The organism is Shewanella sp. HL-SH5 (genome assembly GCF_051163755.1).
GTDB lineage: Bacteria > Pseudomonadota > Gammaproteobacteria > Enterobacterales > Shewanellaceae > Shewanella > Shewanella glacialimarina.
In genome coordinates this window covers 1,729,026-1,743,659 of record NZ_CP195038.1, presented here as the reverse complement: position 1 = coordinate 1,743,659, position 14,634 = coordinate 1,729,026, and the positions used below count along the sequence as shown (strand labels likewise).

Annotated in this window: 14 protein-coding genes and 1 riboswitch; of the genes, 6 read left to right on the top strand and 8 right to left on the bottom strand. The window is 42.5% G+C overall.

The window, feature by feature from the left end; genetic code table 11:
* Positions 1–33: 33 nt before the first annotated feature.
* Positions 34–957 carry a LysR family transcriptional regulator gene (locus ACRWQM_RS07535; RefSeq protein ID WP_434931746.1) on the top strand — a complete coding sequence of 308 codons (924 nt, stop codon included), beginning with the start codon at positions 34–36 and terminating at the stop codon, positions 955–957.
* Here the strand turns inward: ACRWQM_RS07535 and ACRWQM_RS07530 are convergent.
* The 8 genes from ACRWQM_RS07530 to thiC form a co-directional block, all read right to left on the bottom strand.
* Complete coding sequence (locus ACRWQM_RS07530) at positions 933–2,474, bottom strand: putative metalloprotease CJM1_0395 family protein (RefSeq protein ID WP_434931745.1); 1,542 nt, start codon at positions 2,472–2,474, stop codon at positions 933–935. The two genes, ACRWQM_RS07535 and ACRWQM_RS07530, sit on opposite strands and share 25 nt — an antisense overlap.
* 73 nt (positions 2,475–2,547) lie before the next feature.
* Entirely contained in the window at positions 2,548–2,829 is a 282-nt protein-coding gene (locus ACRWQM_RS07525) for a chemotaxis protein (protein WP_434926365.1), read from the bottom strand.
* An 83-nt stretch (positions 2,830–2,912) separates the two neighbouring features.
* On the bottom strand, positions 2,913–4,025 hold the full coding sequence (gene thiH / locus ACRWQM_RS07520) for a 2-iminoacetate synthase ThiH (RefSeq protein WP_434931744.1): 1,113 nt from the start codon (positions 4,023–4,025) through the stop codon (positions 2,913–2,915).
* Positions 4,025–4,801: a thiazole synthase gene (locus tag ACRWQM_RS07515; RefSeq protein WP_434931743.1), complete on the bottom strand. Its 777-nt coding sequence runs from the start codon at positions 4,799–4,801 to the stop codon at positions 4,025–4,027. The genes thiH and ACRWQM_RS07515 overlap by 1 nt, the downstream gene beginning before the upstream one ends.
* 1 nt (position 4,802) lies before the next feature.
* Positions 4,803–5,006: a sulfur carrier protein ThiS gene (thiS, locus tag ACRWQM_RS07510; RefSeq protein ID WP_434931742.1), complete on the bottom strand. Its 204-nt coding sequence runs from the start codon at positions 5,004–5,006 to the stop codon at positions 4,803–4,805.
* 94 nt (positions 5,007–5,100) lie between these two features.
* Entirely contained in the window at positions 5,101–5,916 is an 816-nt protein-coding gene (locus ACRWQM_RS07505; protein WP_434931741.1) for a HesA/MoeB/ThiF family protein, read from the bottom strand.
* Positions 5,913–7,997, bottom strand: a complete 2,085-nt coding sequence (locus ACRWQM_RS07500) for a bifunctional hydroxymethylpyrimidine kinase/phosphomethylpyrimidine kinase (protein WP_434931740.1) — start codon at positions 7,995–7,997, stop codon at positions 5,913–5,915. The genes ACRWQM_RS07505 and ACRWQM_RS07500 overlap by 4 nt, the downstream gene beginning before the upstream one ends.
* Entirely contained in the window at positions 7,997–9,988 is a 1,992-nt protein-coding gene (gene thiC / locus ACRWQM_RS07495) for a phosphomethylpyrimidine synthase ThiC (protein ID WP_434931739.1), read from the bottom strand. The genes ACRWQM_RS07500 and thiC overlap by 1 nt, the downstream gene beginning before the upstream one ends.
* Before the next feature lie 189 nt (positions 9,989–10,177).
* A riboswitch (TPP riboswitch) is annotated at positions 10,178–10,277 on the bottom strand.
* A 201-nt stretch (positions 10,278–10,478) separates the two neighbouring features.
* On the opposite strand from thiC, the gene kdnA reads away from it, so the two are divergent.
* The 5 genes from kdnA (at position 10,479) to ACRWQM_RS07470 (ending at position 14,546) form a co-directional block, all read left to right on the top strand.
* Positions 10,479–11,663, top strand: a complete 1,185-nt coding sequence (gene kdnA / locus ACRWQM_RS07490; RefSeq protein WP_434931738.1) for an 8-amino-3,8-dideoxy-alpha-D-manno-octulosonate transaminase KdnA — start codon at positions 10,479–10,481, stop codon at positions 11,661–11,663.
* A gap of 75 nt (positions 11,664–11,738) precedes the next feature.
* Positions 11,739–12,809 carry a 3-deoxy-alpha-D-manno-octulosonate 8-oxidase KdnB gene (kdnB, locus tag ACRWQM_RS07485; RefSeq protein WP_434931737.1) on the top strand — a complete coding sequence of 357 codons (1,071 nt, stop codon included), beginning with the start codon at positions 11,739–11,741 and terminating at the stop codon, positions 12,807–12,809.
* Positions 12,810–12,880: 71 nt separating this feature from the next.
* A complete protein-coding gene (gene kdsB, locus ACRWQM_RS07480; RefSeq protein ID WP_434931736.1) occupies positions 12,881–13,618 on the top strand; it encodes an 8-amino-3,8-dideoxy-manno-octulosonate cytidylyltransferase KdsB in 738 nt (245 codons plus the stop codon).
* A gap of 20 nt (positions 13,619–13,638) precedes the next feature.
* A complete protein-coding gene (locus ACRWQM_RS07475; protein WP_434926373.1) occupies positions 13,639–13,896 on the top strand; it encodes a DUF2897 family protein in 258 nt (85 codons plus the stop codon).
* A gap of 251 nt (positions 13,897–14,147) precedes the next feature.
* Positions 14,148–14,546, top strand: coding sequence for an acyl-CoA thioesterase (locus ACRWQM_RS07470; RefSeq protein ID WP_434931999.1), 399 nt, complete (start codon positions 14,148–14,150; stop codon positions 14,544–14,546).
* The last annotated feature ends 88 nt before the right edge of the window (positions 14,547–14,634 follow it).

Here is a 14,634-nt window from a genome sequence, read left to right as displayed (position 1 = left end):
CAACTACCTGAACTTGAAAATAAAGGCTTTTATATGAATCGTGCTAAATCAACCCTAGAGCAATGGCGAATTTTACAAGCTGTGGTTGATCATGGTGGCTATTCACAGGCGGCCGAACAACTCAATAAAAGCCAGTCATCACTAAATCATGCAGTAGCAAAATTACAGCATCAGTTAGGCATTCAGTTATTAGAAGTAAAAGGCCGCAAAGCCTATCTTACCGAGCAAGGTGAAGTACTACTGCGCCGATCTCGCCATCTGACACAGTCAGTAGATGAACTTGAACAGCTTGCCACCAACCTTGGCCAGGGGTGGGAGCCCAGTATCACCGTAGCCAAAGAGATCATTTATCCTACTGAAAAGTTAGTCGATGCGCTTGAAGCATTTATTCCCCTCAGCCGCGGTACCCGAGTGACAGTGCTTGATTCAGTCATTTCTGGTACCCATGACTTAATTAACCAGCAAATGGTTAATATTGCCATTTGTGCTACGCCACCGCGTGCCCATTTAGCACAACCATTATGTGAATGTGATTTTGAATTAGTGTGTCATCCTAACCATCCATTGGCTCAGTTAGACAGTATTGAAGATGAAAAGCAGCTTGCGCAGCATTTGCAGATAGTGATTAAAGATACTGGGTCAAACTCAATCAATGATATTGGTTGGTTAAAAGCTGAGCAGCGTATTACCGTATCAAATTTTCATGAAGCCAAAGTTATTCTAGGTCGCCAACTTGGATTTTGTTGGATACCTAACTTTTTGGTTGAAGATGATGTGAAGCAAGGTAAGTTACATAAATTAAAACTGCATGGCAGTTATCAGCGCAGAATAACCTTAAATTTAGTTGTGCCGAATAGAGACCGACAAGGCCCTGCATGTCGTTTACTAGAAAGTTTAATTTTATTGCAGCACGAAATCGAAACCAGTCAGCCTTATACTGAAAAAGCTAACGCCTGATCAGATTTATCATACATAAATGAATTGGTTGAGGATGTGTTGGGAACCGCTTGATTTTGCAGGTAAGCTAAAGTTGCTAGTGGTACTTGAGGTGTTCGCGTATCTTGTGACTCAGCCATCTTTTGATTAAATCGACTTTTTGCATCTGCTGTTGCTGTATTCTTTTCAGCCAATGTGAAAGGGGCTAACTGTGACTGCTGAAATCCATTTTGTTGAGCATCAGCCTGCTTGTAGGTATTAGCTAGTTCATTGATATGCTGAATATCTTCAGCGGGAATAATTTTTTCCTGGCGCAATTCAGCCATTTCAGCTTTAGCTTGATTCATTTTTTGTACCGCTTCAGCTGCGACACGAATATCGGCACTAGATGGCTGATTAGGCGCCATTGCAGCGGCATATACCTTTTGCATTTTATTAAATGTTGCTTGTGGATCGCCAGAGACAGCACCCACATCAATTTGAACTTCACCATCAACCGCATAACGTTTACCATCGGGGCCTTTTTCATAAGAAAAAGAAGGACTTTGCGCAAACATTCCACCCACGGCTTTGTGGGCTTGTTCGTGGGTTTTAACTTCAATGTCACGCTTTGATAATTCACTGATTATTTGTTGTTCAGCTTGGGCAACTTTTTGTTGTTGCTGCTCAACTTGATCACTAGCCTGCTGTTGCTGTTGTTCTTGCGCTTGTTGCTGCTGTTTTTGTTGCTCAGCAGCAATGGCTTGTTCTGATGTTGAAGCTTGTTCTGCTTGACCGTTTACTTGAGCGTCTTGCTGACGATTATTAGCATCCTGATTAACAGCGCTCTGACTAACAGCATTTTGACTAAACCCGGTATTAATCTCACTTGGTGGTGTTTTATCTTCAAAAGGATTAATGCGCTCTTTTTCAACGTCTACATTAGACTCGGTTTGTGTTTGCTGTTGAAACAACTGCTGATAATCGGTTTTGGTATTAGTCGGTTCTGTTTCGCTAGGTTCTGTTTCGCTAGGTTCTGTTTCGCTAGGGTCTGCTGTGGCAAAAATATTGACTGCTTGTATTGCATCAACACTAACTGCACTTGTTTGACTCACTTCAGGTTTAGCTATTTGTGCAGGATTAATTGCCGCAATGTGGCTTGCACCTGTGCGCAAATTAAACCCATTAGATGAAATAGTGCTGGGACTGTTAGTTGGGGTAACACTCGGGTTTTGATTAGCTGCAGCGCTACTGGTGTTGATCGGCGATACAGTAGCAAAACTTGCTGTTTTGACGGCCGTTGTCGTCACCACAGGTGATACATTTTGGCTAACAGCTGCTGCAGTTGGGGTAACGGTTGATTTAGCAATTGGCTTAGCTGTTGTAAGTGCCACATTGGCCGCTAAACTGGCGCTGGAAGACGGAATGGTTGATACCGAACTTATTGACGCTAAATTTGCTGAAGCTAGGTTTGAAGCAGAAACGGCGACAACCTGCTTAGATTGACTCGTCGCAGGTTGAAAATTATTACTTGGTAAGCTTGATTGACGAATGTCCATTTTTCATCACAAGTGAGATAAGTGGTGCTGTGGCGCTAAAGATTCATTAAACGCTCACCGCTCACTTAACTCATTAGGCCTCAATATTGATTATGCTGCCAACCGTTTCGGTGGCGGCTTCTATCACTTTAACTGAGGCCTCGCCCTGCTGCCTTGATTCAACGGCAGAGACTAATGCACTGGTTTTATCTGACTGTTCAACAGCTTGGCTACTTAATGTTACCGTATCCTGTTGAGCCGCAGGTGCTGTCGGCTTAGGATCGGGTGCTGCAACTGCGGTAGTTGCCTGCGCCAGACCTTGTTGTGAATTTTGTAAACCTTGAACGCCCGATGAATACGCGGATTGAATTTGCATAATACGTCCTCTGATAACCAATAAAACTTAACTCAGTATCGCTCATACTGGCTAAAATGTACAGTATTTAACCGTTTCTATTATCATTTTATCCAGCTATTTTCCCAATCTTTAAACACAGGATTAAAACCTTTTTGTTGCATGGCTGCTATCACCTGTCCGACATTGCGCTGGTCGCTTATTTCAAACTGATCCAACTGACTATCAGGCTGCTGATAACCCCCTGGTTGGGTTGAACTGCCCGCGCTGATATTGGTGATCCCAAGTGGCAGTAGGTTATCCCTAAACTCGGGGGTTTCACGGGTAGACAAACTAATATCAAGCTGATGATTAAACAGTCTAAATGCACAAATCATTTGCACCAAGCCTATATCGGTTAACACTACTTTAGGTTCAATTCCGCCGGTGCATGGCCGTAACCTTGGCAGTGAAATACTGTAGCGGGTTCGCCAATATTGTCGCTCAAGATAATCAAGATGATAACCCATTAATAACGCATCCATACGCCAGTCATCTAACCCTAACAGCACCCCTAATCCGATTTTATCCACCCCAGACTCAGCTACCCTGTCAGGAGTATCGAGACGATAATTAAAATCTTGTTTTTTACCGCGAGTATGATGTTTTGCATAAGTATGCGCCCGATAGGTTTCTTGATAAACCATTACAGCATCTAACCCTTGGGAAACTAGACGACGATATTCATCTGTTTCAAGCGGCTGTACTTCCATTGCCACATAACTAAAATGTTGCTTTATTTGTGGTAAAACATGAGCAAAATATTCAATACCAACTTTGGTTTCGTGTTCACCTGCAACTAACAAAACAGAGTCAAATCCACGGGATTTAATGATGGCCACTTCAGCTAAAATTTCATCATCATTTAAGGTTTTACGTTTGATTTTATTACTCATGGTAAAACCACAGTAATCACATTCATTGGCGCACAAATTTGACAAATATAAGGGTAAGTACAACCCTAAGTTAGCCCCAAAACGCTGTCGAGTTAAACGAGCCGACTCCTGTGCCATCTGCTCTATATATGGTTGAGCCGCTGGCGATAACAGCGCCATCAAACTGTTTAGATTGCCACTTGGACACTGCAATGCTCGCTCAACATCTGCTTCTGTAGTGGCATATAACTTCATTGATAAATCATCAATATTGAGTTGGCTAAATGTTTCTGAGTAGCGCATTAGCCCACCATACTCGAGGTTAAAAACCCCGTTAACGGACTGGTATTATGGGCATTAGCACTAACTACACCTAGGCCTGCTTGATAAGCTTGTCGACCACTCTGGACTGCTTTTTTAAAACAATCGGCCATTAAAACAGGATTAGTGCTACTGGCAATGGCAGTATTGACTAACACAGCATCAGCTCCCATCTCCATTGCACGGCATGCCTGTGAAGGTGCACCGATACCGGCATCAACAATCACTGGCACGCTTGATTGCTCAATAATTATTTTTAAAAAAGCTTCGGTGGCTAAGCCTTGATTACTGCCAATAGGGCTTCCCAGTGGCATAACTGCAGCGCAGCCAACTTCTTCTAAACGACGACATAACACAGGGTCAGCATGGATATAGGGCAATACAATAAAGCCTCTCTCACATAGCGTTTGGGCAGCGATTAATGTCTCTATTGGATCGGGCATTAAGTATTTTGGATCAGGATGAATTTCTAGCTTAATCCATTTAGTGCCTAACATTTCAAAGGCTAGTTCGGCGGCAAAAATCGCTTCTTTAGCATTTCTGGCCCCTGCAGTATTAGGCAGTAGTTTTACCCCTAATTGCTGTAACGGACTCAGTAAATCATCTAAGCCATTTTTAAAATCGATTCGCTTCATCGCTAGCGTCACTAACTGTGACTTTGACGCTTCTATAGAGGCCAACATAGTGGCCGAATTAGCAAACTTACCTGTACCAGTGAATAGACGGGATTCAAATTGATGATCGGCTATCGTTAACATATTACCCTCCCGCTACGGCGGAAAAAAATTCAAGTTGATCATTAGCTTGGCATTGATATTGATGCCACTCGCTGCGTGGAATGATTTGCTGATTAACCACCAGCGCGACACTTCTAGGCTCTATCTGTTTTAGCACTAGCACTTGGGCTAATGAGGTATTGGGCTGAAGACACTGTAGTTCTCCATTGATGTTGATTTCAATCATCACTGCACCTTAACTATTGTGTTTGTTACTGTTAGTGTTCAACAACCTTGCTCATCATTTAGGTCATCAACTTTTGCCATCACTGACAGATACGTTACTGGCAAACATGGCAATGCTTATCAATATTCATTTTGGCTTTTGACCAAGACAGCCTTTTAGCATCAAAACGATGTAAGACCCCGTACTCTATTGGTCGATCGATCATCTGGTTCATACCCGCTAACGCCTGCATCGATGCCATAACCCCAACTGCTGGGCCTAACACTCCTGCTTGGCTACAATTTTGGCTTAATATGCTGTCGGACGGATAAACACAGTGATAACAACCGTGAGAGTTAATGCTTGATACTTGCATCTCAGATGAATTTGGCAGAGGTAAATAGGCGAACCATTGGCCTTGATCAGCAGAAATTGATGCACTGATCAGCGGCATTTTATATTCAATCGCGATCCGATTAACTAATTGCCGGGTAGTAAAGTTGTCGCTGCAATCAAACAATACGGCTGATGAAAGGCCGCTAGCTAATGAAAATTTGGGGACAAGGCTGTTAAATAATGCCTGATAGTTACCAGGATTAATAAACACCTGATGGGCGCTTAAATCACAAACCACATTCCTTTGATGTAATTTTTTCATAGCAATACTGGCTTTATTATTCCCTATATCGTTAGCATCAAACAATATTTGCCGAGGCAGGTTAGACAACTCGACATCATCACCGTCAATAAGATGAATTATACTCACCCCAGATGCGGCTAAGTATTGCGCCACCAGCTGCCCTAAACCTCCAACGCCGACGATAATAGCGGTGGCATTCATCAAAGCTAACTGGCCTTTTTCTGACACATCAGTTAGTAGCATTTGTTTGGAGTACTGAATGTATTCATGATCATTTAAGCTAGTTTTCATATGCCCTCCAAATGCGTTTGGCTAGCGATAATGTCACTATCTTGGTATTGGGTTTGCCGATTAGGCTGAGTTGGCGGAGTCGATCTAGTTTGAGAACTAGATCCCGTTTGCTGTGTTGGTTCTGTTTGAAATGACGACTCGGTTAACTGTTGCCATTGCTGACTTAAGTTTTTATAGGAGACAGTCGCATCTTTGGCCTGAGTTATTGCCCGCACCACTGCAACATCATCTACACCAGTTTCGGCAACCTCTTTTAAGCAATCACCATCAATTCCCCCAATAGCAACAGTGGGATAATGACCATTTAGTAACGACACATAACAGGCTAGTTTTGTTAACCCCTGTGGCTTGGATGGCATCTGTTTAGTCGTGGTCGCGAATATATGCCCTAGGGCGATATAGGATGGTTTTAACTGAGTCGCGAGTAGTATTTCAAAGTAACTATGGCTAGATAACCCAAGCGCGATATTATTTGCTGCAAGGGCCGATAAATCTGCAACTAAGGCATCTTCTTGACCTAAATGTACCCCAAATGCACCGTGCTTAAGTGCAAGTTGCCAGTGATCATTAATAAACAATTGGGCATTAAAGTCTCGACCTAGCTGAATAGCACGTTGTATTTGTTGTTCTAACTCCTGTTGTTCTGACTGGTGTTGATCTAACAGGTATTTAGCGGCAATAGGCGCTGAGGCTTTCGGTTCTGAACTTAACTGCCCTGAACCGTATTTTGCTAACCACATCGCTTTGTGCTGTTCATCAACAAAACTGTGCACCTTGTCATAGGACACTACTTGCATATCTTCCACATCTTGCTTAATCCGCAGTTGCACTGTTTTACAGCCCGCTTTCAATAGCTTCTCTAACATATCTACCGATGACACCACAGGATAAATACCTAGTGGTGTCGACAGTTTTGTGAAATTAATAGTAGCTGTTCTTAATAGCGAGTTATTAACTTGTTGATCAATTCCAAGGGATGGTTTTACCGCTAAAGCAACCTCCTTTGGCGCGGTATCGGTAGCTTTAACATCTGCTACTAACTGTACAATATGTGGCATTAACTCAAGCAATGTTGGCCAACCGGTTCTGGCTAAACATCCAGGCCCTTGACCAAGCTTAATACCGTGTTTAAGACCGTTAGTGACATAGGCTTTAGCCAATACTATGGCATCGTGCTGCACAAAATCCTGTGCGATAAAACTGGCAGCTGCAGATGACAAGGTGCAACCACTACCATGGTTGTTAACCGAATCAACGCGATCTGAGCTTAATATAAACACGCTGTTATTATGCTCGGCGCTGCCACCTTCAACATGATGACAAATATAAACATCATGGGCTTTGTCAGCTTGCCATGGCGCATCGCCACCTTTGGCGACAACAGCACACTCAAAATAATCACTCACCCGCTTGGCCATAGTAACCATGCAATCAAGCGTCATATTTTGTGTATCAGTTAAGTTATGCTGACTGCCACTATCATCTGCCACGTTAGTGTTTGATGCTTTAGTCTCTGTCGCATTAGTGTGTATTGCATTAGTTTCTGTCGCGCGAGCATCTATCGCTTCAACAAGGCTGATTAACTCCATCTGATTTGGGGTGATCATATTAATCACTCCTTTAAATGGACTAAAATCTAGCCTGTGCTGATTAAGCTTATCACCGCTGCTGGCCACCATAACAGGGTCGAGGATCACTGCTATGCTTGCCCTACCATCGAGCTCGTTATTCGTACTAGTGCTAAAATTTCGCAACCAATTAGCCAGCTGATTAAGCTGATGTTGATTGGCAAGCAAACCAATTTTAATTGCTTTAGGCGGCATGTCGGTGATTAACGTATTGAGCTGTGCCAGTAACATTTTTTCTGACACAGCCTCAACTAAACTCACCTGTACTGAGTTTTGGGCAGTAAGCGTGGTGATGACACTACAACCATGGCATTGCAAGTCATTGATAGTGGCTAAGTCGGCTTGAATACCTGCTCCGCCACCACTGTCTGATCCTGCAATAGTCCACACTATCGGTTTAAGCCCAGCTGACTTTTTAACAGCTGATTGGACAGATTGAATTATTGGCGCCATTACTCAGCAACCTCTGCCACCGATTTTTGATGATACAAGTTAGAACCGGTCGCTTTAAATTCCGCTGACTTTTGTGCCATTTTTGCAGCTATTGTGTCTTTTGACTGAGTAGGTAGCAGATCACCTTGTGCTTGATAGGATTGATAATCAGCTGGCGAAATCACTTCAACATTTTGCAGCGCTTGTTTTTCAAGGTTGGCGGCATATTCACGCACATCTTGAGTGATTTTCATTGAGCAGAATTTAGGGCCACACATGGAGCAAAAATGGGCGACTTTGGCCGACTCCTGCGGCAATGACTCATCGTGATAGGCTCTGGCTGTGTCAGGATCAAGCCCTAGGTTATATTGATCTTCCCATCTAAATTCAAAACGGGCTTTTGATAATGCGTTATCACGTACCTGTGCCCCCGGATGTCCTTTGGCGACATCGGCGGCATGTGCTGCTATCTTGTAAGCTATTAGCCCTTGTTTTACATCTTCTTTGTTCGGTAGACCTAAATGTTCCTTGGGTGTGACATAACACAGCATAGCGACGCCATACCAGGCCATCATTGCCGCACCTATGCCAGAGGTAAAATGATCATAACCCGGTGCAATATCGGTCGTTTGTGGTCCTAAGGTATAAAATGGCGCCTCATCACAAAGTTCTAGCTGTTTTTCCATATTGATTTTAATCAACTGCATAGGCACATGGCCAGGGCCTTCAATAATGGTTTGCACATCATATTGCCAGGCAATTTTAACCAGCTCGCCTAAGGTTTCTAATTCGGCAAATTGTGCTTCATCATTGGCATCGGCAATCGAGCCTGGACGCATACCATCACCTAATGACAAGGACACGTCATAGGCTGCACAAATCTCACAAATATCTCGAAAGCGTTCATACAAAAAGCTTTCTTTATGATGACTTAAACACCACTTGGCCATAATAGAGCCACCACGAGACACCATGCCGGTTAAGCGTTTGGCTGTCATAGGCACATAGCGTAATAACACGCCAGCATGAATGGTAAAATAATCAACGCCCTGCTCGGCTTGTTCAATCAAGGTATCTCTAAACACTTCCCAAGTAAGATCTTCTGCCACGCCGTTTACTTTCTCTAGCGCTTGATAAATGGGGACTGTGCCAATAGGAACAGGTGAATTACGAATTATCCATTCGCGGGTTTCGTGAATATATCTGCCAGTCGATAAATCCATTACCGTGTCAGCGCCCCAACGTGTCGACCACACCAACTTCTCAACTTCTTCTTCAATCGATGATGTCACCGCTGAGTTACCAATATTGGCGTTCACTTTAACCAAAAAGTTACGCCCAATAATCATAGGCTCTGACTCTGGATGATTAATATTAAGCGGAATAATAGCGCGGCCTCTCGCCACTTCACTGCGGACAAATTCAGGGGTAATTAACTCACCAATCACAGCACCAAAGGATTCACCCTTAGCTTTTTTTGTTAGCACAGGATCGCTAACCTCTTGCCTTGCCATATTCTCGCGAATGGCAATGTATTCCATTTCAGGAGTAATAATCCCCTGGCGAGCATAATGCATTTGCGTCACTCGCTTACCCACTTTGGCACGGCGCGGTGGCACTAGCGCATCAAAGCGTAAATGGTCCAAACCATCGTCAGCTAAACGTTGTTGGGTAAAATGAGAGCTAGCACCATCAAGTGCTTCGGTATCGTCACGCTCTTCAATCCAAGTTTGACGAAGCTTGGCTAAACCCAAGCGCACATTGATTTCAGCATTGGGATCAGAATACGCACCAGCACAATCGTAAACCTTTAACGGAGGATTTTGCTCTGTAAGGGGATTGGTGTCATCACCGCCCAAAATGGTATCGGTTTGATGAATTTGGCGCATGGCTACGCGTAAATCAGCACGGCTACCTTGCAGATAAATTTTCTCAGAATTGGGATGTTGTAATGGTTTTAAGTTATCAATAAAAGCTTGTGCGCTAGCACGGGTTTCGCGACGATTTGACATGAGCAACCTCGAATAAAATGAGAGAAAGTTGCTTGTCTGGAGGAAAGTGTGTTGAGAGCGAGCAATATCGTTAACGCAATTCAAAGAATGGTTAGACGCAATTGCTGTCAATAATCAAAAGAGGTAAACACGGGTAAAACTAAGTGGATATGGTAAAACCACTTAAGTTTTACGCATGAATAATCACCAAGGATTATTATGCTTGTTACCTACGCAGGTTTTAGCCTGATCAGGTTCAACGGATCCCGAATTAACGGTCTCAGCCTTAATGGCACTCCGACAAGATTCGGTAAGTATAGCCAGAAATAAACCTCAATAACAAGATGTAATATCTGCATATATTTTCAAGGTGATCTTTAACCTCCCAAGTTGATCAATAAAGAAAAATGAATTATTTTTCAATAACTGTCGCAGTCTCCCCACTAACCTAGTTATAATTAGCGGGTTTATGTAAACGCAAAGATGCGTAGAATTTTAGGAGATAATTTCCATGCCAGGTTTTGAATTATTCGGTCCAGAAGAAAAGCAGGAAGTCGCTGACGTAATGGAGAACGGTTTTACTTTCCGTTACAACTTTGACCATATGCGTAATGATCGCTGGAAAACTCGCGACATGGAGCAATTACTCTGTGAGAAGATGAACGTTAAACACGCTCATCTTGTATCAAGTGGTACTGCTGCACTTCAAACTGCTATGGCTGCAGCGGGTGTTGGCGCAGGTGATGAAGTTATTGTACCGCCGTTTACTTTTGTGGCTTCTGTGGAAGCAGTATTTATGGCTGGCGCAATCCCTATTTTTGCTGAAATTGATGAAACCTTATGTTTATCGCCAGAAGGCATTGAAGCGGTTATCACCCCACGCACCAAAGCAGTAAATCTAGTGCAAATGTGTGGCTCTATGGCAAAAATGGATGAAATCAAAGCCGTCTGTAAGAAGCACAACTTGATTATTCTTGAAGATGCTTGCCAGGCCATAGGTGCAAGCTACAAAGGTCAAGCACTAGGCACTATCGGTGATGTCGGTTGTTACTCTTTTGATTCTGTTAAAACCATCACTTGTGGTGAAGGTGGTGCTATTGTCACTAACAATTCAGACATCTACAATCACAGCCATATGTTCTCTGACCATGGCCATGATCATGTCGGCAGTGACCGTGGCGCTGAAGGTCACCCAATAATGGGATTGAACTTCCGTATATCTGAAATGAACGCTGCAATGGGTTTAGCCCAGTTACGTAAGCTAGACAAAATTATTGCGATTCAACGTAAAAACAAAAAGACCATTAAAGATGCGATGGCACAAATTCCAGAAGTGACTTTCCGTGAACTACCTGATCCAGAAGGTGACTCAGCAGGTTTCTTAAGCTTCTTCTTGCCTACAGAAGAGCGCACTATTGAGATAAACAAAAAACTTGCAGCTAACAAGGTCGATGGTTGTTTTTACTGGTATATCAACAACTGGCATTACCTTAAAAATTGGAAACATATTCAGGAACTTAAAGCCCCTGCTGCGTTACCAATTATGTTAATTGCTGACCGCCCTGACTATACACAAATTAAAACACCAAAATCAGATGCCATTATGAGCCGTACGATTTCGATGTTAATTAAACTGTCTTGGACAGATGAGCAAATTGCAGAGCGTATTGAAAACATCAAACGTGCTTTTGCTTAAATAACTTATCTTCTATCACCTCATTTGAGGTGATAGTACTTTTTACAGTAAATATCTCAATTGGAGAGTGTTGTAATGAGTTTTAAAAATTTTAAATGTGTACCAAAAATGATTTTTGGTCGTGGCTCGTTCGTGCAATTGGACGTGGTATTAGAGCAAGAGCGCAAAGAAGCCGATGATTTTGTGGTATTTCTGGTTGACGACGTACACCAAGAAAAACCATTAGCAGGGCGAGTTCCCAACAAAAGCCAAGACTTAGTCATTTACGTTAACGTAGATGACGAACCAACAACGGTACAAGTTGATGCATTAACAGCACAAGTGAAAGCCTTTAACACTAAGCAACCAGTCAGTGTTGTTGGTTTAGGCGGCGGCTCTACAATGGATTTAGCTAAAGCGGTATCGCTTATGCTAACTAACCCAGGAAGCTCATCTGAATACCAAGGTTGGGATTTAATTAAAAACCCTGCAATTCACCACATTGGTATTCCTACAGTATCCGGTACCGGCGCTGAAGCATCACGTACTGCGGTACTGTGTGGCCCAGTGCGTAAGTTAGGCTTAAATTCTGACTACACTGTGTTTGATCAAATCATTATGGATTCTGAGTTAATTGCAGGTGTTCCAACAGATCAATGGTTCTACACTGGTATGGATTGCTTTATCCACTGTGTTGAGTCTTTACAAGGGACTTACCTGAACGAATTTGCTAAGGCCTTCGCTGAAAAATCGATGGATTTATGTCGCCAAGTTTACCTAGACGATCATCCAGAAAAAGATGACAAGCTAATGATGGCCTCTTACATGGGCGGAATGAGCATTGCTTATAGCCAGGTGGGTGCATGTCATGCGGTGTCTTACGGTTTAGGCTATGTATTAGGCTACCATCACGGTATCGGCAACTGTTTAGCATTTGATGTGTTAGAAGAATTCTATCCAGAAGGTGTGAAAGAATTCCGTAAAATGATGGAAATTCACAACATCACCCTACCGAAAAACATCTGTAAAGACTTACCAGATGAAACTATAGCTAAGATGGTTGCAGTCACTAAGAGCATGGGCCCACTATGGGACAATGTTTACGGTAAAGGCTGGGAAGAAAAAGTTACCGATGAAATGCTGACTAAGTTATTCCGTCGTATATAATACGGCTAAGTCATTTTGTCATAAGGGCTCAGATGAGCCCTTTTGTTTACCATTAAAATAGGTTTTTATTGATGAATGTTACTCTATTAATTCCAGCTCGTTATGGTTCAAGTCGTTTTCCTGGCAAGCCATTAGCGCCTATTAATGGTAAACCGATGATCCAACACGTTTACGAACGTGCTTCATTAGCCAGAGGGTTAGACAATATTTACGTTGCCACTGACGATGTTCGCATTAAAGATGCCGTTGAAGGTTTTGGTGGTAAAGTGGTTATGACTAGCGCTGATGCCGCATCGGGTACCGATCGTATTAATGATGCTATCAGCCAGTTAGGCTTAGCCGATGATGATTTAGTGATTAACCTACAGGGCGATCAACCCTTAATCGACCCTATTTCGATAGAACAAATCATTAGCTTATTTGAACGCCACCCTGGTGAATTTGAAATGGCGACCTTAGGATTTGAAATCACCGATAAGAAAGAATTAGACGACCCAATGCACGTTAAAATGGTGTTCGATAATGACTTCAACGCACTGTATTTCTCACGCGCACGCATTCCGTTTGGCCGTGACACTAACGAATACCCTGTCTACAAACACTTAGGTGTTTATGCTTACACCCGTCGTTTTGTTAATGCCTTTGCCCAATTACCACTAGGTAAGTTAGAAGACCTAGAAAAATTAGAGCAACTGCGTGCATTAGAATACGGCTATAAAATAAAAATCGCGATTAGCGCATTCGATTCACCAGAAGTCGATACCCCTGATGATATTCGTAAATGTGAATTACGCTTAGCGGTTGATTAACTAAACCTTGGAGCATCAGTATGGATTTATCAGGTTTTGAAGTGTGGATTATCATTGGTTTAGTGGTGGGTGTTATTGCCAGTAATTTAGCCGTATTAAAGTACAGCGCTAAATTTAAAATGCCACATTTAGGTGATCACAAAGATAAAAGCATTGCTCCAGGTGAAAGCGCAGATAAAAATGCCGATGAACATCAGAATGACAATACAGGCGCTAATGCTGGTATAAATAGTACTGATACAAGCAAAAAAGATAACCCATCAACAAAAGCAGATTAATGCTCACTGGCTGTTGTTAAATCTTTAAAACCAATGTTGTTACTCACATTTAAGGCTTCTCATTTTAATGAAATGAAGCCTTAAATGATTTTGAGTAATTGTTTTTAAATTAGGTTAATACCCTCTAAAAATTCAGTATTCAACCTTAGTTTCGCATAATCCTTAGGAGTAATATGCCCCTTACCGCCACTGATACCAGCTCAAACACAACCCATAAATCAAGTACAACAAATTCACCTAAAGCAAACCTAATGTCAGACGAAATGCTCGCCCGCATTGACCAGTCTGAAGCTCGCGTCATTAAAGCTATTTTTCCGTCTAACACCAATCATCACAACACTTTATTTGGTGGAGATGCATTAGCATGGATGGACGAAACCGCTTTCATTGCTGCGACCCGTTTTTGCAGAAAGTCTTTAGTTACTGTTAGCTCAGACAGAATTGATTTTAAAAAAGCCATTCCAGCAGGCAGTTTAGCCGAATTAGTCGCTAGGGTTATTCATGTGGGTAATACCTCGCTTAAAGTTGAAGTGAATATTTTTGTCGAAAATATGTATGACGACCATCGCGAACATGCGATTAGAGGTGTATTTACTTTTGTTGCAGTGAATGAACAACGCAATCCTACCAAGGTTTGGCCATTAAGCTAACGCACATAGCACATAGCACTCCAATAATAGAAACATCAACTGTATCAATGACCACAAGGATGTCGGTCAAGTTAACGTCAGCTATTTT

Excerpts from the sequence above, each read along its gene's own strand:
- ACRWQM_RS07535 (WP_434931746.1), top strand. The coding sequence starts at position 34 with ATGAATCGTGCTAAATCAACCCTAGAGCAATGGCGAATTTTACAAGCT.
- ACRWQM_RS07530 (WP_434931745.1), bottom strand. The coding sequence starts at position 2,474 with ATGGACATTCGTCAATCAAGCTTACCAAGTAATAATTTTCAACCTGCG.
- ACRWQM_RS07525 (WP_434926365.1), bottom strand. The coding sequence starts at position 2,829 with ATGCAAATTCAATCCGCGTATTCATCGGGCGTTCAAGGTTTACAAAAT.
- thiH (WP_434931744.1), bottom strand. The coding sequence starts at position 4,025 with ATGCGCTACTCAGAAACATTTAGCCAACTCAATATTGATGATTTATCA.
- ACRWQM_RS07515 (WP_434931743.1), bottom strand. The coding sequence starts at position 4,801 with ATGTTAACGATAGCCGATCATCAATTTGAATCCCGTCTATTCACTGGT.
- thiS (WP_434931742.1), bottom strand. The coding sequence starts at position 5,006 with ATGATTGAAATCAACATCAATGGAGAACTACAGTGTCTTCAGCCCAAT.
- ACRWQM_RS07505 (WP_434931741.1), bottom strand. The coding sequence starts at position 5,916 with ATGAAAACTAGCTTAAATGATCATGAATACATTCAGTACTCCAAACAA.
- ACRWQM_RS07500 (WP_434931740.1), bottom strand. The coding sequence starts at position 7,997 with ATGGCGCCAATAATTCAATCTGTCCAATCAGCTGTTAAAAAGTCAGCT.
- thiC (WP_434931739.1), bottom strand. The coding sequence starts at position 9,988 with ATGTCAAATCGTCGCGAAACCCGTGCTAGCGCACAAGCTTTTATTGAT.
- kdnA (WP_434931738.1), top strand. The coding sequence starts at position 10,479 with ATGCCAGGTTTTGAATTATTCGGTCCAGAAGAAAAGCAGGAAGTCGCT.
- kdnB (WP_434931737.1), top strand. The coding sequence starts at position 11,739 with ATGAGTTTTAAAAATTTTAAATGTGTACCAAAAATGATTTTTGGTCGT.
- kdsB (WP_434931736.1), top strand. The coding sequence starts at position 12,881 with ATGAATGTTACTCTATTAATTCCAGCTCGTTATGGTTCAAGTCGTTTT.
- ACRWQM_RS07475 (WP_434926373.1), top strand. The coding sequence starts at position 13,639 with ATGGATTTATCAGGTTTTGAAGTGTGGATTATCATTGGTTTAGTGGTG.
- ACRWQM_RS07470 (WP_434931999.1), top strand. The coding sequence starts at position 14,148 with ATGTCAGACGAAATGCTCGCCCGCATTGACCAGTCTGAAGCTCGCGTC.